Consider the following 22,463-nt stretch of genomic DNA (forward strand, 5'->3'; position numbering starts at 1 on the left):
TTCGAGGTCGAACGCGCCAGAATATCGACCGTGCCGCTGCGCAATCTTTTTGCTTGGCGCGGGGTTCCGTAACCGGTTACATAACTTGTGCCGGGCGAGGATTGCAATCGCCCTTGCGGTCTGAAACGTAGGAAACATGCGTGGGACCGGAAACAGCAGGAGCAAAATGGGAGAGGCCACCATCCGCGATGTCGCCCGCCGCGCCGAAGTATCGGTCGCATCGGTGTCGCGCGCGCTCAACGGCCTCAACAATGTCCGCGGCGAGACCCGCGAGCGGATCGTCGCCGCCGCGGCCGAGCTCGGCTATGTCCCGCATGCCGGCGCGCGCAGCCTGAGCCTGGCGCGGGCGCATGCGATCGGCGTCGTCCTGCCCGACCTGCACGGCGAATTCTTTTCCGAATGCGTGCGCGGCATGGACCGCGAGGCGAGCCGGCGCGGCTATCTGCTGCTGCTCTCGAACATGCACGACGACAGCGAGCAGGCCGCGGTGGCGCTTAGGGCAATGCGGGGGCGCGTCGACGGGCTGCTGGTGATGGCACCGCATATTCCGCCGGAATCGCTGGCGCGCGCGCTGCCCGCTGCGCTGCCCGCGGTGCTGATCAACGCGCCGGGCGAGATCGCGTCGCGCCCTGCCCTGCGGCTCGACAACCGCGCCGGTGCGCTGGCGATGGTCAGGCACCTGCTCGACGGCGGCTATCGTCATATCGTCCATATCGCCGGGCCCGAGGGCAATGTCGACGCACAGGAGCGCGCGCAGGGCTTTCGCGACGCGCTGGCCGAGCTCGCACCCGACATGCCGGTGCGGATCATCGCGGGCGACTTCAACGAAGCCGCCGGCGAGGCGGCGGCGCGGCAGATCCTGGCGAGCGGCGAGCCGTGCGACGCGGTGTTCGCCGCCAACGACATGATGGCGATCGGCTGCCTCCATTCGCTGCGCCAGGCGGGCAAGCGGGTGCCCGAGGACCTGGCGGTGGCGGGCTTCGACGACGTGCCGCTCGCGCGCTATCTCGCGCTCACCACGATCCAGGTGCGCATTGCCGAGATCGGCGCGCGCGCGGTTTCGCGGCTGATCGACATGCTCGAAGGCCACGGCCCGGGCGCGCCGATCGAGCTGCACGCGCCCGAACTGATCGCGCGCGCCACCACCGCCGCCCGCACGGGGGCCGCCCATGGCTGAGCGGGCAATTTTTTCGCTTCCTGATGTAACCGGTTTCAAGACACCCCTCCTGGGAGGCGGCGTGCTCGCGCGCCGCCTCCCGTCTTTTTGGGGTATGAGGACAAGATGATCGATCGACGCGCTTTGCTTACCCGTTCCTCGCTGCTCGCCGCGGCGACTGCCCTGCCCGCCTGCACGCCTATGGCCCGGCCCGGCGCCGCGCCCGCGGGCAACAGCCTTCCCGATTTCTATGCCGATATCGAGGAGCGGACCTTCCGCTGGTTCTGGGACACGGTGAACCGCAAGAACGGGATGGTGCCCGATCGCTGGCCGACGCCGAGCTTCTGCTCGATCGCCTCGATCGGGTTCGCGCTGACCGCCTACGCGGTCGGCGTCGAGCGCGGCTGGTGCACGCGCGTCGAAGCGCGCGACCTGACGCTGACCACGCTGCGCTTCCTGTGGAACGCGCCGCAGGGCCCCGAGCGCAGCGGCAAGGCCGGGCATAAGGGCTTCTTCTACCATTTCCTCGACATGGAGACCGGGCATCGCTTCCGCGAAGTCGAGCTTTCGAGCGTCGATACCGCCCTGTTGCTGATGGGGGTGCTGTTTGCCGGGCGCTATTACGACCGCGACGATGCCGCCGAGGCCGAGATCCGCAGCCGCGCGCAGGCGATCTATGCGCGGGCCGACTGGAATTTCTTCCGCAGCGACGGGCGCAAGCCGGTGTCGATGGGCTGGCACCCCGAGACCGGGCTGATCCCGGCGAACTGGACCGGCTATAACGAGGGGATGTGCGTCTATGTGCTCGGGCTCGGCGCGCCGCAGCATCCGCTGCCCGCCGACAGTTGGAACGTCTGGGCCTCGACCTACGCCCATTCGTGGCGTGGCGAAGGCGCCACCCGCCACTTGGCCTTCGCGCCGCTGTTCGGCCACCAGTACAGCCAGGTGTGGATCGATTTCCGCGGCATCCAGGACGCGACGATGCGCGAGGCGGGGTTCGACTATTTCGAGAATAGCCGCCGCGCGGCCTATGCCAACCGCGCCTATTGCACCGCCAACCCGCAGCGCTGGGACGGCTGGTCGAAGGATGTCTGGGGGCTCACTGCGTGCGACGGGCCGGGCAATCACCGGCTGCCGTTCAAGGGCGAGACGCGCGAATTCTTCGGCTACGCTGCGCGCGGGCCGCTGAGCCAGCCCGACGAACGCGACGACGGCACGCTGGCGCCGACCGCGGCGCTCGGCTGCCTGCCCTTCGCGCCCGAGATCGTCATCCCGTGCGCACAGGCGCTGCGCCGCGAGCATGGCGACCGGCTCTACGGAAAGTACGGGTTCCTCGACTCGTTCAACCCGAGCTTCAAATATACCGGCGTGAAGCCCGAAAAGGGTTCGGTGGACCCGGTGAAGGGCTGGGTCGACGACGATTATCTTGGCATCGACCAGGGCCCGATCCTGCTCCAGGCGGCCAATTACCGGAACGACTTCGTGTGGAACCGCATGCGCGGGGATCTGTCGATCCAACGCGGGCTGAAGCTGGCCGGGTTCACCGGAGGGTGGCTGGGTTAGGGTGGCCGCAAGCGGCGCTGGTGGCCAGGCCCTCTCTACCACGCCCTGCGGGCGAGGTTCACCTCCCCCGCTTCGCGGAGGAATTTTGGATGTCGGAACGCTCTGGCCTGAATGGTCGGCGGAAGCTTTTGTCAGTCGACTAATTCGCCCTTCAGCCGACCATAGCGCGCGAGTGACGGCGCAACGAATACGGCGCGGTCGGCCAGCGCGGAATAGCGGCTGAAACGGACGTCGCCGAAGTCATATTCGCGCGAGCGGCTGGCAACTGTCAGGGACACCAGCTTCCAGAGATGCCGTTTGTCCGCGTGCCCCATGTTGCTCTCGAGTTCGATGAGCAGGAGGCCGCGTTCGAGATCGGGAAACGATATGATCGCGCCGGTGCGCTCCATCGATGCCAGCGGCACTTCGGCGGAGACCGACACCCGCAGCGAGCGGCTGGCGACGACATAGCGCACGGTCGGCGGATAGTCCGCACGGAAGGACATTCTGAGATCCCCGACCGACCGCAGCCCCTTTGGCGCGCTTCCAATGCCGCGCGCAAGCCGATGGCCCGCCTCTTGGCGGAAGCAGGAGACGTTGACCGACAAGGTCAGCAGATGTGCCCGTATCCAGGTCTCGGCGCGATTTCCGCGGCCGGGGTAGTCAGCGCCCCCTTCGATCGGCAATTCGGAGACGGGTACGAACGCCGGCTTGACGCGCCACGCCGCGGCGGTGGCCGCACGTTGCGCATCCTCGGATTTCCGCACTGCCGCCGCTGCCCGCGCGATCCAGCTCGCCATCCCCGGCGCGTCCGCAGGAAGCTCCCAGACGCTTTCGATCGTCAGCGGCTCGAGCGGTAGCGCAAGCCGCTCGAGCTGGTTCAGCGCAAGACTCGTCCGGCTCAGATTTTGTTGTGCGCCCAGGCTGACATTGCGGGCCAGCATCAAGTCGCGTTCGCGCTCCTCGACGGCCAGCGCGATGCGCGCGGTTCGTTCTTCGGCTGCATCGGCGCGGTTTTCGGCGCGAAGCGCGCGCGCATCGGCCCGCAGGAGAGAGTGCTGCGCGTTCCGGATGCGCAGATCCTCCTGCGCCGCGCGCTTATCGGCTATCGCCTTCGCTGCGGCGTCGCTTCGTTCGCGCTGCTTCACCACGGTCTCGAAGCCGAAGGACATCGCGCTTATCGAAGCCCCGCCCAAGATCAGCGCAGCAGTGACGAAGCCTGCGGCAGTGAGTTGCTTGCGGCCATGCTCGTCCTCGACCGTCGGCTTGCGGCCGAGAAGTGCCCACAGGGCCGATGCCAGAGCGAGGGCGATGGCAGCCCATTTCAGCAGCGCAAGCATCGAACCACTGTCGATCATGCTGCGAGGGTACAGCCTGATCGAGAGGGCGCAATGTGCCGTACGGTCTATGCCCGCAGGGACCGGGCCGCAGACTTATCGACCGCGGAGACCGGCATTGGTGGGAAGCGGCCATAGTCGGGAACGGGGTGGCGGGGCGCACAAAGGGGAAGGCGCCCCGCCGGGGAGGGTCTTAGAAGCGGTAGCCCAGACGGAACTGGACGCGCCGCGGCAGGGTGATCGTGTTCGCGCCGATATTGCCCGGGACGAGCGGATCGGTGGGCGAATAGAAAGTGTCGAAGTCCTTGAAGTTCTTGTTGTTGAAGGCGTTCAGCAGATCGACCGCGGCTTCGAGATTGTCGCCGCCAAGAATGGTGAAGTTCTTCGACAGCGTCATGTTTACTTCGCAAAACGCGAACAGCCCCTCGATGCAGTTCTTCTCGGGGTAGGATGCCGTCAGCAGCGAAGCGCCGCTGTCCGTGCCGCGCCCGCCATCGGTTACCTGATAGGCAGCGCCGCTGCCCAGCTGGGTGATCGTGGCGAACTTGAAGCCGAGCGGCAGATCGACGATGCCCGAGATCACGACCCGGTGACGCTCGTCGCCGGCGCGGGCACGCCAGCCATAGCCATCCGGCGTCAGGCCATCGAGGCTGAACAGATCGCCGCCATTCTGCTCGGACTTGCTGAGCGTATAGGCGATGTTCAAACCCCAGCCCGACGCCGGCGTGTAATTCTTGTCGAGCGTGAAATAGACCGCCTTGTAGCGGGTATCGAGCCCGTCATAGCCGATCAGCACGTTGGAGAAGCCGAACGGCACCACCGTCGACGTGTTGCAGCAATTGCCGAGCCCGTTGTTCTGGCGGGTGGCGAACAGATGCGTGTAGCCGTTGCGGCCGCGCTGGTACGAACCGGTGAGCGATGCCTCGAACGGCCCGATGCGCTGGCGCACGCCGAGGCTGAACTGGTCGTTGACCGGCGGCTTGGCGTCGTTCTTGACGGCGAACAGTTCGGGCAGGCCCGAGGTAGCCGTGGCGCGCAGCTGGATCAGGCCCTCGCGCGTGAGATAGGCCGGATTCCACGCAACCGTCGGCAGTCCCGAACGCGGCGAGCCGTCCGCAGAGAAGCGGAACACGCCCACCGGGTTCACTCGGCGCGACAATTCGTCGACGGTATTGCTGAAGTTGTTGCGGTCGAAATAACGGCCGGCGCCGCCGAAGATCACCGTGCTGCGATCGCCCTTCATGTCCCAGGAGAAGCCGAACCGCGGTGCGAACGCGCCGGTGAACGGCGAACGGTCGGTGCCGTCGGTGATGTAGTTCTCGGGATCGAAGTAGAACGTGCTCGGCAATGAACGCAGCGCTGCCGCGGCGTTATCGGGCGTCACATACTCATTGGCGAAGCCGTTGGTCTCATAATCCCAGCGAATGCCGAGATTGAGTTCGAGCCGGTCGGTGATGCTCCAGTCGTCCTGAATGTACGCGCCGAACTGGGTGTTCGACGCCTTGATCAGCGAATTGCCGAGGCCGAGGCGCGCTTCTGCAGGAAAGGCGAAGTTGAGGTTGTTTCCGGGCTCGCGGCGGTAGGTGTAGCGTGGCTGGAGATACGCCTGGTTGTCGAAATCGATGTCCGTGATCTCGACGCGCAGGCCCGCCTTGAGCACATGGCCGTCGATGCCGGTGTAGGTGACGTCGTCGCGGATCGTATAGCCCTGCTGCGTCTCGCGCCGAGTCGAGTCCTTGCCGCCGATGATGATCACGTCCGAATATTCGTATGACGGCAGGTCGGGGTTCAGCGAAGTCGGGTTGAACACATAGTTCAAATAGTTGGCGCTGAACTCGTTGGTGAAGTCGCTGCCAGCCATGGTGTATTTGAAGAGATAGGTCTCGACGGTGTTGCGCTTGTTCTCGGCACCTTCGTACGCCACGGTATTGCCGAAGCCCTGGATGTCGGTTTCTTCGCGACGGCTGTACGACAAGTCGAAGGTCTGGCGGTCGTCGGGCGTTAAGGTCAGCTTGCCGAAGTAGAAATCGCCGCGGAACGGGCTGACGAATGCGCCGGTGAACTCATCGTAGCGACGGCCGGAGAACTGCTCGAACTCCGCGATCGCGGCTGGCGTTGCATTGGGATTGCCGACGTTGAACGCGCGATCCTGGTCATTGCCTTCATAGGCGCCGAAGAAGAACAGCTTGTCCTTGATGATCGGGCCGCCCAGCGAAATGCCATATTGCTTGCGCTCGAAAGCGGGCTCGGCGCGGTTGTTGCGGACATCGAGATAGGCCTTCTGGCTCAGTCCCTTGTCGGTATATTGCCCGAACACCTCGCCGTGGAACTCGTTCGTGCCCGACTTGGTCACTGCCGTGACGATCGCGGCGCCGGCCTTCTCGTACTCGGCCTTGTAGTTCTGCGTCAGCACGCGGAATTCCTGGACGGCGAGCTGGCCGAACGGATTGCCGCGGCTGTTCTGCTGCCCTGCGACGCCGCCTTCACGCAGCTGGTTCTTCAGGCTGACGCCGTCGATGAAGACGTTGACCTGGCTCGCGCTGGACGCGCCCGAAGAGAAGCCCTTGTCGGTCTCGCTGTCGTTGTAGCGCACGCCAGGAGCGAGCGCGACGAAGGACAGGAAGTTGCGGTCGGTCTGCGGCAGGGTGCGGATCTGCTCCTGGCTGATGTTGGTCGCGACTTCGCTGGTGCGGGTCTCGGTCAGCCGCGAGCCGGTGACGACGATTTCGCCACCACCCGCATCATCGACGCCGGCGGCGACTTCGGGGGCCACTGCGAGATCCAGCGACGCGGCCTGGCCGACGCCGAGCGTCACGGTCTGGCTGACGGTCTGGTCGCCCGCGGTCGCGGTGACTTCGTACGGGCCGGGACGCAGGCCGTTCAGCGTGTAGCGGCCGTCGGCGGCGCTGGTGGCGCGATAGGTCTGGTTGGTGCCGGTGTTGCGCGCGGTGACCTGTGCGCCGCCGGCGGCCGCGCCATCGGCACCGGTGACCTGCCCGCGGATCGAGCCGGTGGTGACCTGCGCCGCAGCGGGCGCGGGCAGCATCGCCGCTCCGCTCGCCAGCATCGTCGCCGCTGCCAGATAGGCCCTGAACGCCCTGCCCTTGTGGATCGTCATATCGCTGTCCCTTCTCGCGTTTCGTACGCTTTTGTTATGCCGCCATGGCTTGTTGTCGTTCGTCGAGGCTGCGGAACGCACGTCGCGCCACAGCGTTGCGCAGGCTCTGCGCACAATGCGCAAGCACCTGAAATGTCTGGATCGATGGATCGGGCCGGAGGCCGTATCGGCTGCAGCCGCCAAGGGCTCGCCGGGCCGTTTCAGGCATGACCCCACCCGAAATCGAGTGCGGGATTCGCCCGATTGCCGCCGGGGTTCATGCTGTACTCTCTCCCAATCCCGATCTTGTAACCGGTTACATATTCTCATGGAACGGATACGCCGTCCGACAACGATGTCAAAAAGCCGTTTACACGCCGCTGTCAATGCCACGATCGATTGAGAACGTTCTCATGGGCAGGTGCGTGCGATAGCGTGTCCGAACGGCAACAGTTGCCTGCACATCCGCTCGACCAGCATTTCCGCCGCACTCGCCGGGGCCGACCAAGCAGGGAAATGATCGCTTCTGGACATGAACCCGGTAGATTCGGATGCGTCGTCTGTTGCCAGCGCGCCGATTCCAAATAGTCTCGGCCCCAGGTTGCATTCGAGTCCAGCCGCCCCCGTGCAGGAGCGGCAGACACTTCTATCGTCGCTTCACGCCTGAGGGGGAAGATCTTGGCCCATGGTCATGATCAACGATATTCTATTGTCCGTGCGCAACCGGATCGAGGCCACGCTCCAGGCGGCCCAGTCGCGCGACGAGGAATGGATTCGGCTGACCAACCTGACCGGGCTCGACGGCAGCGTGCAGCCCGAGATTGCCGGGCGGATCGTGATGTCGCTCGCCGCGCTCCAGCACGATACCAGCCTGGGCGCGTTCCCGCAGGCGCGGGCGGGCAGCGGCGACAGCTACGGGATGTCGAGCGCGCCGCAATTCATCGACGCCTATGTGCTGTTCGCCTCGTGCTTCGTCGAGGCGAGCTATGCCGCGGGGCTCGCGATCCTCTCGCGGATCATCGAGTATCTCCAGGAATATCCGGTGTTCGACGCGGCCAGCTCGCCCGATATCGGCGCGCGGATGGGCAATCTCGCGATCGAGCTGGTCGGGTTGGACCTAAGCCAGGCGAGCCATCTCGCCACCTTTACCGGGCTGAAGGGCCAACCCTTCGTGCTGTATCGCCTGCGCCGCCTGCCCTTTGTCGGCGCCGCGATCTCGTCGGTCGCGCCGGCGGTGCAGCAAGCACCCCCGCCCCTGCTGCAGCCGCAGGCATGAGCGCGCGATGACGACGATCTTCGATTCCTTCCTCGATCAGGCGCTGCGTACGCTGCCGCCCGCAACGCTGCGTCCGGCGCGCAAGCGCGCGACGCCACCGGCGGGCAGCGCGCTCACGGGGCGCTATGTCCGCTTCCTCTCGATCGATGTCCGTCACGAATTCTACAATCGCGACCAGGGCGTCTGCACCGACATCGCCATCGAGCCGACGCCGCGCACCCGCGAACGCCTGAAGCTATATGGCTATATCGTCCGCTGCCGCGATGACGGCGTGGACCTGTTCTGGGACGCAGGCGTCCAGGCGCAGGCCAACGGCGTCTTCGCAGATCTCCAGCGACGCTTCGGACAGGTGCCCGCCGACATCTGGGCGCGGCTGTACGAACCGCCGCTGCTGTTCACCCTGAGGCTGCGTGAACCCCGGTTCGCCGTGTTTACCGACATGCCGTCCGACTTCCGGATCGGCGATCCGCCGCTCCAGCTCTCCTCCCGCGCCAATATTCCAGGCGCCGATGGCGAGGCCCGGCTGGCGATCGACTGGAGCGCACAGCTCGACCGGCCCAGCATCGTCGAGAGCCGCGGCATGGAGGGTCTGGGCAACAGCGCGCCTCCCGAAGACGCGAAGCCCGAGCCGAAGCCCCTCGCGCCGCAGGACCAGGGTCCGGCGGCACGCGAGCGCGGACAGTTCGAACGACGCTCGCAGGCTTTCGCGCTGCTCGACCTGCACTTCACCCGCGCCGACCCTGCGCCGTCCGATGCATGGGACGGCATGCCGGTCGATCGCACCCCGGCCACGCCGCGATCGGGGCCGCCATCCTTCTTCCGGCCGGTCCGCTACACGCTGGGCTTCGAAGCGCGGCGGACGCGCTGGCGCTATCTGGTCGCAGCACGCGACGGCAGCGTCGATGCCGCCAGCCTCAGCGTGGTGGGCCCCGATGGCTGCGATGCGGGCTTCCGCCGCGACGATGCGCCACGCCGACTGCCCGACGGGCGAGTCGCCGCGTGCCTGACCGCGGATGATCCGCGCGCTATCCTCGCCAGCCCGGATGCGCACCTTGCCCTGATGGGCCGCCCGCTTGCCGGGCGCAGCTGGCCGCGCGCGCTGGTCGATCGGTTGCCGGGGCCGTCCAGCGAGAACATCCTGCCGGCAAGCGCTGTGCCGCCGACCGGCGACCAGCCGCCGGCATGGTCCGATATCTACGTGTTCGTCTGAAACAAGCGGGAGAAAAGCGATGGCTACCCAATACAAGACCCCGGGCGTCTACATCCAGGAGCCCGACAGCTTCCCGCCCTCGATCGTCGGCGTCGAGACCGCGGTGCCTTGTTTCATCGGCTATACCCAGCAGGCGACCGACACCGACAAGCGCGACCTGACGCTGATCCCCAAGCGCGTTGAATCGATGGCCGAGTTCGCCCAATTCTATGGTCGCGGCTATTCGCAGAAATATTATCTCGCTGCAGTCGATGCCGATAACGACGGCACGCCCGATGCAGAGGAGAATGCGAGCACTTCCCCCGATCTCAGCTGGGGCAATGTCTCGCTCGACGGGACGACGTCCTATGCGCTGATGCAGATCGGCAAGACCGTGTTCAATCTCTTCAACAGCATGCGGCTGTTCTACGCCAATGGCGGCGGCGCCTGCTACGTCATATCGTGCGGGGCGTTCGAGAGCGACGGCAACCCGACGCCGATCAGCGCGGACGATTTCGAAGCCGCGCTGGGCGTGTGCGAAAGCTTTGTCGGTCCGACGATGGTGGCGATCCCCGACGCGATCCAGCTTTCCGACAAGAACCAGTTCAACAATGTCACTGCGCGGATGCTGCGCAGCTGCGCCAAGACCGGCGACCGTATGGCGTTGCTCGACGTGTGGGGGGCGAACACGCTCCAGCCGCGCGACGACTGGAAACCGGCGATCGCCGATTTCCGCGATGGCATCGCCTCGCAGGTGCCGCCCGAGATGTGGCGGTTCGGCGCCGCCTATTTCCCGCCGCTGGTGACGTCGGTTGTGTCGCCGAGCGAGATCGACATCTCCAACTTCGCGGGCGATGGCACGAAGAATGCCACGCTGCAGACCGCGCTGCTCAGCGTGCTGACTGCCGCCTATCCGGCACCACCACCACCTCCGACCAAGCCGGGCGATGCAGCCGAGACCGTCCCGGCAGGCACCGGAAAGCCGCCCGTCGATGCCGGCGACCCCGCCGCCAAGCCCCCCGCCACGGTCGCGGCGCTGAGCGACAAGGGCCAGACGATATACACCAGCTATGTCCAGAAGATCGGCACGTCGCTGGCGGTGTTGCCCAAGGCGTCCGACACCAACGCGGTGGCCGCCGGGATTACCCACAAGCAACTGACCTCGGCGCTGGTCGCCACCGTTCCCGGCTTCCAGAATTTGCTGACGGCGATCGCCGCTACGCAGGGTGTACTGCCGACCAGCGGCGCGATCGCTGGCGTGTGGGCGACCAACGATGCCTCGCGCGGGGTGTGGAACGCCCCGGCCAATGTCGGCATCGCGACGATGGTGATGCCCAAGCTGCCGATCGCGGGCGACGACCAGGACGACCTCAACGTCCCCGTCCAAGGGCTGGCGATCAACGCGATCCGCACCTTCCAGGGACGCGGCAGCCTGATCTGGGGCGCGCGCACGCTCGACAGCCTGTCCAACGACTGGCGCTATATCCAGGTGCGCCGCACGATGATCTATGTCGAGCAATCGGTGAAGCAGGCATTGGACGCGATGGTCTTCCGTCCCAACACCGCGCAGACCTGGGTGACCGTGGTCTCGATGATCGAGAGTTTCCTCCATGGGCTCTGGGCCTCGGGCGGCCTGATGGGGAACAGTCCGGCGCAGGCCTATAACGTCGTCGCCGGGCTGGGCAGCACGATGACGCCGGACGACGTGCTCAACGGGGTGATGCGGGTGCAGGTGACGCTGCAGATGGTCCACCCGGCCGAGTTCATCGAACTCACCTTCAAGCAGCAGATGCTCGGCGGCGCCTGAGGCCCCGTCCTTTCCCCTCAACTCTTCTGACAGGAGCAGATCATGGCTGACGGCAGTGCACAGGACGATGTCTGGCCGCTTCCCAAATTCTATTTCAACATCGATCTCGGCGACGGCAAGACGCAGGGATTTTCCGAGATCAGCGGGCTGGAGAGCGAGACCAAGGCGATCGAATATCGCCACGGCGACAGCGCGGTATTCGCGCCGATCAAGATGCCGGGGCTGCGCAGCGTCGGCAACGTCACGCTCAAGAAAGGCGTGTTCACCAAGGACTCGATCTTCTGGACCTGGTTCAACGAGACCCAGCTCAACGTCATCAAGCGCCGCACGGTGATCATCAACCTGCTCAACGAAAAGGCGTCGCCGATGATGACCTGGACGCTGACCAACGCCTTCCCGGTCAAGATGCAGGCGACCGACATGAAGTCCGACGCCAGCGAAGTCGCGATCGAGACGCTCGAGCTCGCCTATGAGACGCTGGCGGTAAAGGCTGCCTGATGCCGGCTGCCGGTGCCCCTGCCGCCGATCCCCGCGAGCGTCCGCTCCGCACCGACAGCGTCTATGTGCCGCCGCCGGTGTTCGCTTTCCGCGTCGATATCGACGGCGCGGAAAGCGACACCAGCTTCCAGGAAGTGTCGGGTCTGGAGGTCCAGTTCGAGAGCGAGGACGTGGTCGAGGGCGGGCAGAACCGCTTCGTCCACCGGCTGCCGACGCGCACCAAATATTCGAACCTGCTGCTCAAGCGCGGCGTGGTGACGCAGGCGTCGGCGTTCGGCGGCTGGGTGTCGCGTGCGCTTTCGGGAGGACTGGTGCGGCAGGGATCGGCCAAGACGATCAACGTCAAGCTGCTCAACGAGAAGCGCCAGCCGCTGGTGGTGTGGAACGTGTTCGGCGCCTACCCGCTGCGCTGGGAGCATTCGCAGCTCAACGCGATGGGCAATGACGTGCTGATCGAGACGGTAGAGCTCAGCTACCAGTTCTTCCAGCGCCAGAACTTCCCGCAGGCCGCGTGATGCCATTGGAGATCCGCCAGATCGCCATCCAGATGCGTGTAGCCGAGGATCCCGGCGAGCAGGAGGAAGCGGAAAGCGGCCCGCGCTCGGTGATGGGCCTCGTCGATTGCGACTGCGACGAAGGCGACGAGGAGGAAAAGCAGACCGCGCTGGTCGAGCGCTGCGTCGAGGCGGTGCTCGCCGAACTCGCCCGCCGCGAGGCGTGGTGACATGGGCGGCAAGGGCGGCCTCGACAAGCTGACGATCACCGGCTTCGCCGATCCGGGGTTCAACAGCCAGGCCAAGACCCGGCCCAATCCTCTGAAGGTGATGATCAACCCAAATCAATATTCGCAGGCGATGGGGGTCTGCTACACCAAGCAGCAGGGCGCGGGCGGCACCGGCAAGAAAGTGGTGTTCAACCGCGACAAGGGCGAGGCGCTGGAGCTCGCCCTTGTGTTCGACGGCACCGGCACCGTTCCTGATGCGCCGACCAAGTCTGTCGATGACCAGCTCGCCGACCTGCGCCGGCTGATCTACGAGATCAACGGCGAGATCCATTCGCCCAATTACGTCCAGCTCGCCTGGGGCAGCCTGTTGTTCAAGGGCCGGCTCAAGACGATGGGGATCGATTACACGCTATTCGCGCCCGACGGCACCGCGCTGCGCGCCAAGGTGAAAGCCACCTTTCTCGGCTATCACGACAATACCGACGGGCGCGCGGCGCAGAAGCTGAGCTCGCCCGACATGACGCATGTCGTCACCGTGCTCGCGGGGGATACGCTGCCCCTGCTCTGCCACCGCATCTATGGCGACAGCCGCTATTATCTCGCGGTCGCCGATCACAACGGGCTCGACGACTTCCGCACGCTCGAGCCGGGCCACGCGCTGCTGTTCCCGCCGATCGCGCAGGCCGGGCGATGAACGCCGTCTCGCCCGCTTCGAAGACCGGTTTGCCGGTCAAGCTGGCGCTCACCGCGGACGGCGAGACGATCGACACCGACCAGATCGCTTCGGTCGAGATCTGGTGGGAAGCCAATCGCATCCCGCGCGCGCGGATCGTGATCTACGACGGCCAGCCGGATACCGAGAGCTTTCCGTTCAGCGATGCCGAGACCTTCGTTCCCGGGGCGAAGATCGTGCTTTCCGCGGGCTATGGGTCGGATCTCGCGGTGATCCACAAGGGCGTGGTGGTCCGCCACGGACTGCGCATCGTCCCCGGCGCCTCGGCCCAGCTGGTAGTCGACACCAGCGATCCGCTGCTCAAGATGACCCTCGCCCGCCACAGCGCCGTCACCGAACAGGCGACCGATGCCGCGCTGATCTCGGCCCTGGTCTCGGCCAATGATGGAAGCATGGGCAGCAACGCCGCGGCGACCATGCAGGTCGAGGCGATGGTCCAGGCGCATGCTTCGGACTGGGACCTGATGCTGCTGCGCGCCGAGGCGAGCGGCTGCGTGGTGACGATCGACGACAGCAAGGTCGATGTGCTCTCCCCCACCGCAACGACGACCCCGGTGCTCACGCTCGAATATGGCGATTCGATCCTCGCCTTCGAGGCTCAGATCGACGCGGTGTCACAGCTCGGCGACAGCGCGGTCAACAGCCGCGCGTGGAGCTATGCCGACCAGGCCGTGACCGAGGCGACACCCGCCGGCACCACCGACATCACCGCCCCGGGTAACATCGAGGCCGCGGCCCTCGCCGACGTTCTCGGCGTCGCCGCTTATGTCCAGCAGACCGCCGCGTCGCGATCGGAGGACGAGCTCGGCAAATGGTCCGCCGCCGCGCTGATGCGAGCCAAGCTCTCGCAATTTACCGGGACGGTGAAGTTCCAGGGGAGTGCGCTGGCAAAGCCCGGAAAGATGGTCACGCTGGCCGGGCTGGGCGAGCGGTTCAACGGCGATGCGTTCGTCAGCGGGGTCCGGCATCTGATCCGCGGCGGCGACTGGCATAGCATTGCCGATCTGGGGATGCCTGCCGAGCGCTTTGCCAGCCGGGACGGCCGGATCGTCGATCCCCCCGCCGCCGGGCTCGCGCCGCCGCTACGCGGGCTGCATATCGGGCAGGTCAAGGCCATCGCCGAGGATCCGAACGGCGATTTCCGGGTGCAGGTCACCTTGCCGCTCACCGATGCCGACAACGCGATCTGGGCACGGCTTGCGCAGCCTTTTGCTTCCAATGGGTTCGGTTGGGCGTTTTTTCCGGAGATCGGCGACGAAGTCGTGCTCGGCTTCATGAATGAGGATCCGGCGAGCGCGGTGATCCTTGCCAGCGTCTATTCGAACCAGCGCGCGCCGACTCATGCGCCCGAAAAGACCAACGACATCAAGGCGCTGGTCACCCGATCGAAGATGGAAGTGAACTTCAACGACAAGGACGTGATCCTCAAGATCAGCACGCCGGGCGGTCGCTATGTCGAGCTCGACGACAAGAGCGGCACGGTCACCGTCACCGATCCCAACGCGAACAAATTGGTGATGAAGAGCGACGCAGTCGAGCTCGTCAGCGCGGCGAACATGACGATCAAGTCCGCCGCCAACATGACGATCGATTGCGGCGCCAATCTGGAGATCAAGGCCGCGGCAAAATGCGACGTGAGCGCGGTGCAGATCAACGCCACCGGATCGGCGCAGCTCGCGCTCGCCAGCAACGGCATGGGTTCGCTCAAGGCCGCTGCGATCCTCGAGGTCAATGGTGCGCTGGTGAAGATCAACTGATGCCCCCCGCCGCGCGCCTCACCGACATGCATGCCTGCCCGATGGTGACGCCGGGGGTGCCGCCGATCCCTCATGTCGGCGGCCCGATCAGCGGACCCGGCGCACCGACCGTGCTGATCGGGGGCCTGCCCGCCGCCCGCATCGGCGACATGGCGGTGTGCGTCGGCCCGCCCGACAGCATCGTGATGGGATCGGCGACGGTGATCATCGCCAGCATGCCCGCCGCGCGGCTGGGCGATGCCTGCGCGCATGGCGGCAGCATCGTGCTCGGCCTGCCCACCGTGCTGATCGGAGGCTGAGCGATGCATCCCAAGCCGATCGCCTTTCTGGGCCGTGGCTGGAGCTTCCCGCCGCGCGTTTCCACCGTCACGCTCGGCACCGAGATGGAGGAAGGCGATTCCGACATCCGCCAGAGCCTGTTCGTGCTGCTCTCCACGCCGCAGGGTGAGCGGGTGATGGTGCCGACCTATGGCTGCGACTTGCAGCGCTTCGTCTTCGCCGACCTCAATGCCAGCCTGTTCAGCGAGATGCGCGAGATGGTCACCACTGCGATCATCCGCTGGGAGCCGCGGATCGACTTGATCGACGTGACGGCCGCGACTGATGCCGACGATCCTGCGCTGGTGCTGATCGGCATCCATTACCGCGTGCGCGCCACCAACACGCGCAACAACCTGGTCTTCCCCTTCTACAAGAACGAAGGCACGCTGGTGGAAGGCCCGTGATCGCCGCGACGCCGCTGCTTCTCACGCGCTGGGCCAGCCAGGCCGGCCGCGCGCCCGACGCCTTCGCGCCCGAGAATGCCCAGCTCGATCCGCGCGACTTGCCCGATCTGCTCGCCGACATCGCGCGGACCGCCGCGGACATTCCGTTCCATGACGATGCCGGTGCCGTGGACGGCAATTGGCGACGGGTTTTGCTCGCCGACCAGAGCTTCGTGCTCGCCTTGCTCGCCACCGCCGCGATCGACGCCCGGGCCGAAGCGCTCGATGCGTTGCTCGACGGCGCCCGATCCGGCGGGAGCCCGCGCGAGAACGAGGCGCGGCTGACCGGGCTGGTCGAGGCGCTGCTGAGCTTCGCCGACGATCTCGACGCATGGCTGGCCCCGGCCGATCTCGGCGGCGCGACGCGCGGCCAATCGATCCGCCGGCTCGCCGAAAACGTTATCGAGCGTGTGCTCGGCCTGCAGTTGCAGCGTCTTGCCGACCATGTCGCCGAGCGGGAAGCCGCCGAACTCACCGACCGGTTCCGCCACGAACAGGACCATTGGCATGAGCACCGACAGGCTCTTCGGCCTTGGCACCGGGCGGTGCTGGAAGGCGAGGTGCGCGGCGTGGCCGAAGCAGTCGAGCGCGCCTGGGCCGACCGGATGCTCGGCGAACTTGCCGACGCCGTCGAAGCCTTTGTCGAGGAAATGCGCGAGCTGGGCAGGCGCGCCGCGGGCGCCTTCGAGGCGAGCCTCGCTTCGGGCGACCACAGCCCGCACCCTGCGCTGGTAATCGCCTTCGCCCGGATGTTCGCCCATGCGCGCCACCTGCTGAACGACGTGCCGCAGCAGCTGATCGATTTCTATCAGCTGCGGTTGCTCCACACCGCGCCGGCGAGCGCCCGGCCCGATCGCATGCTGCTGGCAGTCGTGCCGCGTCCCCGGAGCCGCCCGAAGCTGCCCAAGGGCATGTTGATCCCGGCGGGCAAAGGCATCGCCTTCGCCACCGACACGGTCCTCGACGTCACCGGCGCCTCGCTATGCGAAGCGCGGCTGTGGCGGCCGGGCGCCGAGGGGGGCACCGTGACACGGTTCGCGGCCGGGCCCGATGGCGCGCTGGGCGACGCGGTTTCCGGCATTGCCACGCCGCTTCCAGGAACAGCGTTCGAGACGCATGCGATCTTCTCGACGCCGCTGCTCGACTTGCCCGGCGGCACGCGCCGGGTCAGGCTCGAGCTCGATCTCGACTGCGCAGTCGATGCCGCGCTCGCTGCGACATTGGGTTTCAGCGTAACGACGGCGAAGGGGTGGCTGGCCGTCCCCGCATCGATTGTCCCGATCGATACGGGCTTGCAGGTAACCGTCACGCTCCCGGCCGACTTTGCGGCGCTGACAGGCTGCCCAGCCGCATTCGCCGCGCCAGCGTTACGCCTGACCCACGGCGCCGGCGCGCCATTCGACGCACGCCTCCTCGCCGCGCGCGTAACCATTGCAGTCAAGGATGTGCCCGGCCTCGAAGTCCGCACGCCTTTGGGCCTCGCCAGCTCTTCGGCCGCCGCCCCGTTCGGCGCGCCGCCCTGGCCCGGCGGCTGGCTGCGGGTCGATCATCCCGTCCTTGCCGGACCGCCGCTCGACCGGCTGGTCCTGCGCTTCGACTGGGCCGGTCTGCCGCCCGGCCAAAGCGGGTTTGCGAGCTATTATCGCGGCTATGTCGTCGATGAGCAGGGCCAGTTGTTCGATTGGCCGCCGTTCGACAATGCCGCCTTCACGGTCACGTTGGCGGCACCCGTCCGCGGCTGGGATGCGGCGCACCGCCTGCCGCTGTTCGCGCCCGCAAGCCTCGACACCGCGCCGCCGGTCTCCGCCGCACCGCCGCCCGACATCTTCGATGCCGAATTCGAACCCGCGCCGCCGCTGACGCCGGAAAGGGGGCCGCTGGCGCCGGGCTCTTGGCTCGCCGCCGCGGCAAGGGATGCTGACGGCGCGATCCCCGACCATGTCTGCGTGACGCTGGCCGGGCCGACGCATGGCTTCGGCCACGCGCTCCACGCCGCCAATGTTCAATATGCCACCGAAGCCATCGCCCGCGGCGATACGCCACCTGCACGTCCGGGCCTTTTGCGCCGGCTGCTCCGCGCGATCCTAAGCTTCCCCGCCAGGCTGCTGCGCAGAATCGAAGGTGCCGAGATGGTGGAGCCCGGCGCGCCGGATGCCGTGGCGGTGCTGTTGCCCAACCCGCCCTTCCAGCCGCTCCTCTCCGGCATCGCGCTCGACTATGCGCGCATCGTCGAGAGCGAGGGCCTGACATTTCATCATGCCACGACGCTCGACACGCCCGAGGAACGGCCGCTGGGCGGCGCGATGCTCTTTCCCGCCGGGCCCGATGCGCTGACGCTGGACCTATGCTTCGACGGGGCCACGCCGGGCGACGAACTCGCGCTGCTGGTTCGGCTGGCCGCAGTTACGCCGGCAAGTCTCGACCCGCTCTGGAGCTACCGTGCGGCCACGGACTGGCGCCCGCTTCCCGCCGCAGCGCTGCGCGCTGATCAGGCGCAGGGCTTTGCGACCACCGGTATTCTCCGGATCGCCATCCCCGCCGACGCGGCCGAACCCGTGTCGCTCAGGCTCGCTTTCTCCGGCGCTGATCCACCCGCGATCGTTGCGATCCTGCCCGACGCGGTTTCGGCAACGCGCCTGATCGACGGCAGCGAGCGCGCGATGCCGCCCGTTGCCGCGGGAACGGTAACGCGGCTTGCCGGGCTGGCGCGCGTGCTCCAGCCGCTGGACACCGCCGGCGGCCAGCCGCCCGAAGCGCCGGCCATGCTCCGCGCGCGCGCCGCCGAGCGCGTGCGCCATCGCGGCCGCGCGGTCACCGGCTGGGACGTCGAGCGGCTGGTGCTCGCCGAATTTCCCGATATCGCCCGCGTCCGCGTGCTGACCGAGGGCGACCCCGCGCGCGAGGCGGCCAGCGCCGAAATCCGCGTCGTGGTGATCCCGGTCCCCGGCGTCGGCGATCCGCTGCGGCCCAGCGCCGCGCCGCGGCTGCGCGCCGGCATCACCGATCGGCTCGTCCAGCTCGCCAGTCCCTTCGCCAACATCGCCGTGATCGATCCGGTCTATGCACCCGTCGACGTCGCGGCCCGGTTGATCCTCGATAGCGGCGACACCGAAGGCGTCGAAGCCGCGCTGGTCGCCTTGCTGTCGCCCTGGGCGACCCCGGGCCTGGACCTGCCCGATCATGCCGATGCCGACCGCGTCCGCGCCGCAATCGCGCGTTTCCTGCTGCAACAGCCGCAGGTGCGGGCGATCGACCGCCTCAACGTCACGCTGCACGCGGACGGTTCGGGCTGGCAGGTCCCGGTCGCAGGCGAAATCGCCGTAACCGGCATCGCGGCGCTGGCGACGGCGTCATGGTAGCGCCAGCCGCCCCGGTGGCGCTTGCCCGCGATCCCGCGCTGCCGCCCGCACAGGATTTCGACACGCTCAAGTCCGAGGCAGTCGCGCTGCTTCAGCAGCTCTGCGGCGGCTGGACCGACTATAACGCGCACGATCCCGGGGTGACGCTGGTCGAGCTGCTGAGTTACGCGCTGACCGATCTCGGCTATCGCGCGACGCTGCCGGTAGAGGATTTGCTAGCCGCGGCGACGCTGGCCACGCGAGGGGGCATCTATCCGCCGTGGCGCGCACTCCCCTCGCCACCGGTCACACTCGCCGATTTCCGGCGCCTGCTACTCGATCGCGTCCACGGGCTCGCCAATGCCTGGCTCACGCCGCGAACCGGCGACGGCGTGCCGGGGCTCTACGACATCCGCCTGCACGCCGCCCTGCCCTTGCCGGGTGTCCATCCCGAGCAGCACCCGCAATATCGCGCGCTGATCCGGCGGACGCGCCGCGTGTTCGAGCGCAATCGGCCGCTGTGCGAGGATATCGGATCGATCCGCGTGCTGCGCCCGCGCCGCATGGTGGTGCATGCAGCGCTCGATCTCGATCATGGCGTCGATCCAGAAGCGGCGATGGCCGAGGCACTGTTCCGGCTTGCACTGGCGCTGGCGCCAGAGCCGCGCCGCAGCCCGCTCGAGCCGGAACGCGCCGCTTCCGCGCTGGATGGCCCGTTGCTGCTCAATGGCCTGATCGCCGCCGGCGAGCTCACCGACAAGCCGGCCACGATCGATCCCGAGGCATTGGCCGAATTGCTGCATGACATCCCCGGGGTGCTGCGCGTGGCCGATCCGCGGCTTTGGGTCGAGGGGACCGGGATCTGCGACAGCGTCTATTCGGTCGATCGCGACGAATATTGCAGCCTCGACGCCGGCATCGAAGGCGATGCGCTGCCGCTGGAGCTCAGCATCGGCGGGCGGCCCTGCCGGATCGATCGCGGCGACGTGCTGCGCCGGCTGTTGCGCCGGTGGGACGCGCACCGTGCCGTACACCCGCTCAAGCCGGTGTACCGCAAGGCCTTCACGCTGCCGCAGGGACGCGCGCGGGCGCTTACCCAGATCGCGCGGCTCGGCCCACAATTGCCGCGCGTCTATGGGCTCGCCGACCCCGACAAGCCGCGCAACGCGGCCGCCGCGCAGCTCGACGGGTTTCTGCGTATCTTCGAAACGATGATGTCCGCTTTCTGCGCGCGGCTGGTAGCGACCGGCGCGCTCGTCGCCGGCGAGGTCCCGCCGATGCTGTCGCCCGGCCATCACGAAAAGCTGCTCGATCTGCTGCTGACGCTCTACGGCGTTGCCGCTGATGACATCCCGCTGGCGCCGCATCTCGCGCATCGCCACGCGGCGGCGGCGCAGCGCCGGATCGCCGTGAAGCAGCGCCTGCTCGATCATCGCGCGGTGCTGGCGAAGCGCCGTGGCCGCGGGTTCGACACCCAGGGCCGTGGATCGCCGCGACGGGATTCGGGAATCGCCTATCGCCTCGACCTGATCCTGCACGGCGGCGACGGGCGTCGCAGGCGATTCTGCCTGGTCGAGCACAATATGCTTCGCCCCCGTACCCGCGAGCGCCGGGAGCGCGAGAACGGCCAGTTCCGCTATGCGATGGCCGTCAGCGCCGTAATCCGGCTGGACGACGATGCGCGCCAAGACGATCGCTATCGCGCCGATATCGAAGCGGCGATCCGCGCCGAGCTGCCCGCGCATCTGGGACTGCACCTGCATTTCGTCGACCCCGCACGCTGGCGGCGGCTGCGCGATCTCGAGCATCTGTGGCGCGCCGCGCTCCGGCTGGGCGAGCATCACGCCGCAGACCAGCTGGCAATGGAGCTGCGCGACATGCTCGAACGCTGGTCCCGCCGCGAGCCGCCCCGCGGATGAAGACCAACGGCGCCGTGATCGAGGCGGAGATCGCCTGGCTCCGCCGTGCCATCGAACGCCGCCTCGACCTGCACGCTGCCGCAGACGAAGGCGAAGTCGCCGCCGCCACGCGGCCGCCGAGCCTGAAGGGTCTCACGCTCCCCTATGCCGATGCGGTGCGCGTGGCGGGCTTGTCGCCGGCCGAGCGGCTGGTGCAGATGCTCGCGCTGGCGCCGCATCTCCGGCCGCAGTCGCTTGATCATTTCCTGATCCAGAACGACGTCACCAAGCGCCGCTTCACCGAATTCGGCGGCAGCGACGGCGGCCCGCAAGGCGCCTTCTGCCCGACGCGTGAGACGGCGCTGTTCCTTCTGGCCGGGGAAGACATGGACGCCCGGCTCGCCGCCCTGGACTTGTTCGAAGCCGATGCGCCGCTTCGCGCGCGCCGCATCCTCGACAGTTCCGACGAACAGGGCCCCTGGGGGCCTCTTCTCGCCAGTCAGCACTGGCTTGCCCGCGTCGCCACCGGCCGGGCCGCGCTGCACGCGCCTGGACCGGCCTTCCCCGCGCATTTGCTCGACACGCCCTACGCCTTCGACGATCTGGTCATCGGCCCGACCGTTCGCGAAGAGCTGGAGGACCTGCTCGTCTGGGTGCGCAACGAGCGGCTGCTGATGGGCGATTGGGGCCTGCGCAAGCACCTCAAGCCGGGCTACCGCGCGCTGTTCCACGGCCCTCCCGGGACCGGGAAGACCATGGCCGCGGCGGTGCTGGGCAAGGAGCTGGACCTGCCGGTCTATCGCGTCGACTTGTCGCGGGTGGTGAGCAAATGGGTGGGCGAGACCGAGAAGAACCTCGCCGCGCTGTTCGATCACGCCGCGACCGGCGACATGCTGCTGTTCTTCGACGAAGCCGACGCGCTGTTCGGCAAGCGCGGCGACACCCAGAGCGCGAACGACCGCCACGCCAACCAGCAGATCGCCTACCTTCTCCAGCGGATCGAGGATTGCCCGGGCGTGGTCATCCTCGCCAGCAACCTGAAGGGCAATATCGATGCGGCCTTCGCGCGGCGCTTCCAGGCGATGGTCTATTTCCCGATGCCCGACGCGGCGGCGCGGCTGAAGCTATGGCAGATGGTGTTCGCCGAACCGCGCGGCAGGCTCGCTCGGGACGTCTCGCTGGAAACGCTGGCACGCCGTCACGAGCTGAGCGGCGGCGAGATGATCAACGTCCTGCGCCGCCTGAGCGTCCACGCGCTGCGCGACGGCGCGCGATACGCCCCCGAGGACAGGATCGCCGAAGCCGTCGCCCGCGAGCTCGCCGGCAGCGGGCGGATGGCGGGCTGAC

The 22,463-nt window shown here is 67.3% G+C and carries 17 protein-coding genes; 15 read left to right on the forward strand and 2 right to left on the reverse strand.

Features of this window, described 5'->3' with window-relative positions; all coding sequences use genetic code 11:
* Positions 1-166 precede the first annotated feature (166 nt).
* Positions 167-1,177 (forward strand): LacI family DNA-binding transcriptional regulator, encoded by a 1,011-nt coding sequence (locus BXU08_RS08430; protein WP_077509650.1) that lies wholly within the window; start codon positions 167-169, stop codon positions 1,175-1,177.
* Positions 1,178-1,282: 105 nt separating this feature from the next.
* The gene (locus tag BXU08_RS08435; RefSeq protein ID WP_077509651.1) at positions 1,283-2,719 is read left to right on the forward strand and encodes a glucoamylase family protein; all 1,437 of its coding nucleotides are present in this window, start codon (positions 1,283-1,285) and stop codon (positions 2,717-2,719) included.
* A gap of 131 nt (positions 2,720-2,850) precedes the next feature.
* Here the strand turns inward: BXU08_RS08435 and BXU08_RS08440 are convergent, their stop codons facing one another.
* Positions 2,851-4,056 carry a hypothetical protein gene (locus BXU08_RS08440; protein WP_077509652.1) on the reverse strand — a complete coding sequence of 402 codons (1,206 nt, stop codon included), beginning with the start codon at positions 4,054-4,056 and terminating at the stop codon, positions 2,851-2,853.
* A 172-nt stretch (positions 4,057-4,228) separates the two neighbouring features.
* Positions 4,229-7,153 (reverse strand): carboxypeptidase regulatory-like domain-containing protein, encoded by a 2,925-nt coding sequence (locus BXU08_RS08445; RefSeq protein ID WP_077509653.1) that lies wholly within the window; start codon positions 7,151-7,153, stop codon positions 4,229-4,231.
* A 664-nt stretch (positions 7,154-7,817) separates the two neighbouring features.
* On the opposite strand from BXU08_RS08445, the gene BXU08_RS08450 reads away from it, so the two are divergent.
* Genes BXU08_RS08450 through BXU08_RS08510 form a run of 13 tightly spaced genes read left to right on the forward strand, consistent with a single transcriptional unit; the run spans position 7,818 to position 22,462 of the window.
* Positions 7,818-8,408 (forward strand): Pvc16 family protein, encoded by a 591-nt coding sequence (locus BXU08_RS08450; RefSeq protein WP_077509654.1) that lies wholly within the window; start codon positions 7,818-7,820, stop codon positions 8,406-8,408.
* A gap of 7 nt (positions 8,409-8,415) precedes the next feature.
* Entirely contained in the window at positions 8,416-9,618 is a 1,203-nt protein-coding gene (locus tag BXU08_RS08455) for a hypothetical protein (RefSeq protein WP_077509655.1), read from the forward strand.
* Between the two features lie 19 nt (positions 9,619-9,637).
* Entirely contained in the window at positions 9,638-11,404 is a 1,767-nt protein-coding gene (locus tag BXU08_RS08460; RefSeq protein WP_077509656.1) for a phage tail sheath C-terminal domain-containing protein, read from the forward strand.
* A gap of 42 nt (positions 11,405-11,446) precedes the next feature.
* On the forward strand, positions 11,447-11,902 hold the full coding sequence (locus BXU08_RS08465) for a phage tail protein (RefSeq protein WP_077509657.1): 456 nt from the start codon (positions 11,447-11,449) through the stop codon (positions 11,900-11,902).
* Positions 11,902-12,417 carry a phage tail protein gene (locus tag BXU08_RS08470; protein WP_077509658.1) on the forward strand — a complete coding sequence of 172 codons (516 nt, stop codon included), beginning with the start codon at positions 11,902-11,904 and terminating at the stop codon, positions 12,415-12,417. Before BXU08_RS08465 ends, BXU08_RS08470 begins: the two co-directional genes overlap by 1 nt.
* A complete protein-coding gene (locus tag BXU08_RS08475; protein ID WP_150125472.1) occupies positions 12,417-12,626 on the forward strand; it encodes a DUF5908 family protein in 210 nt (69 codons plus the stop codon). Before BXU08_RS08470 ends, BXU08_RS08475 begins: the two co-directional genes overlap by 1 nt.
* Before the next feature lies 1 nt (position 12,627).
* Entirely contained in the window at positions 12,628-13,320 is a 693-nt protein-coding gene (locus BXU08_RS08480) for a hypothetical protein (protein ID WP_077509660.1), read from the forward strand.
* A complete protein-coding gene (locus BXU08_RS08485; RefSeq protein WP_077509661.1) occupies positions 13,317-15,116 on the forward strand; it encodes a phage baseplate assembly protein V in 1,800 nt (599 codons plus the stop codon). The genes BXU08_RS08480 and BXU08_RS08485 overlap by 4 nt, the downstream gene beginning before the upstream one ends.
* Positions 15,116-15,415 (forward strand): PAAR domain-containing protein, encoded by a 300-nt coding sequence (locus tag BXU08_RS08490; protein ID WP_077509662.1) that lies wholly within the window; start codon positions 15,116-15,118, stop codon positions 15,413-15,415. Before BXU08_RS08485 ends, BXU08_RS08490 begins: the two co-directional genes overlap by 1 nt.
* A gap of 3 nt (positions 15,416-15,418) precedes the next feature.
* Positions 15,419-15,841 (forward strand): GPW/gp25 family protein, encoded by a 423-nt coding sequence (locus BXU08_RS08495; protein WP_077509663.1) that lies wholly within the window; start codon positions 15,419-15,421, stop codon positions 15,839-15,841.
* Positions 15,838-19,239 carry a hypothetical protein gene (locus BXU08_RS08500; protein ID WP_077509664.1) on the forward strand — a complete coding sequence of 1,134 codons (3,402 nt, stop codon included), beginning with the start codon at positions 15,838-15,840 and terminating at the stop codon, positions 19,237-19,239. Before BXU08_RS08495 ends, BXU08_RS08500 begins: the two co-directional genes overlap by 4 nt.
* Entirely contained in the window at positions 19,233-21,137 is a 1,905-nt protein-coding gene (locus tag BXU08_RS08505) for a hypothetical protein (protein ID WP_077509665.1), read from the forward strand. Before BXU08_RS08500 ends, BXU08_RS08505 begins: the two co-directional genes overlap by 7 nt.
* The gene (locus BXU08_RS08510) at positions 21,134-22,462 is read left to right on the forward strand and encodes an ATP-binding protein (protein WP_077509666.1); all 1,329 of its coding nucleotides are present in this window, start codon (positions 21,134-21,136) and stop codon (positions 22,460-22,462) included. The genes BXU08_RS08505 and BXU08_RS08510 overlap by 4 nt, the downstream gene beginning before the upstream one ends.
* The last annotated feature ends 1 nt before the right edge of the window (position 22,463 follow it).

Source organism: Sphingomonas sp. LM7 (assembly GCF_002002925.1).
GTDB lineage: Bacteria > Pseudomonadota > Alphaproteobacteria > Sphingomonadales > Sphingomonadaceae > Sphingomonas.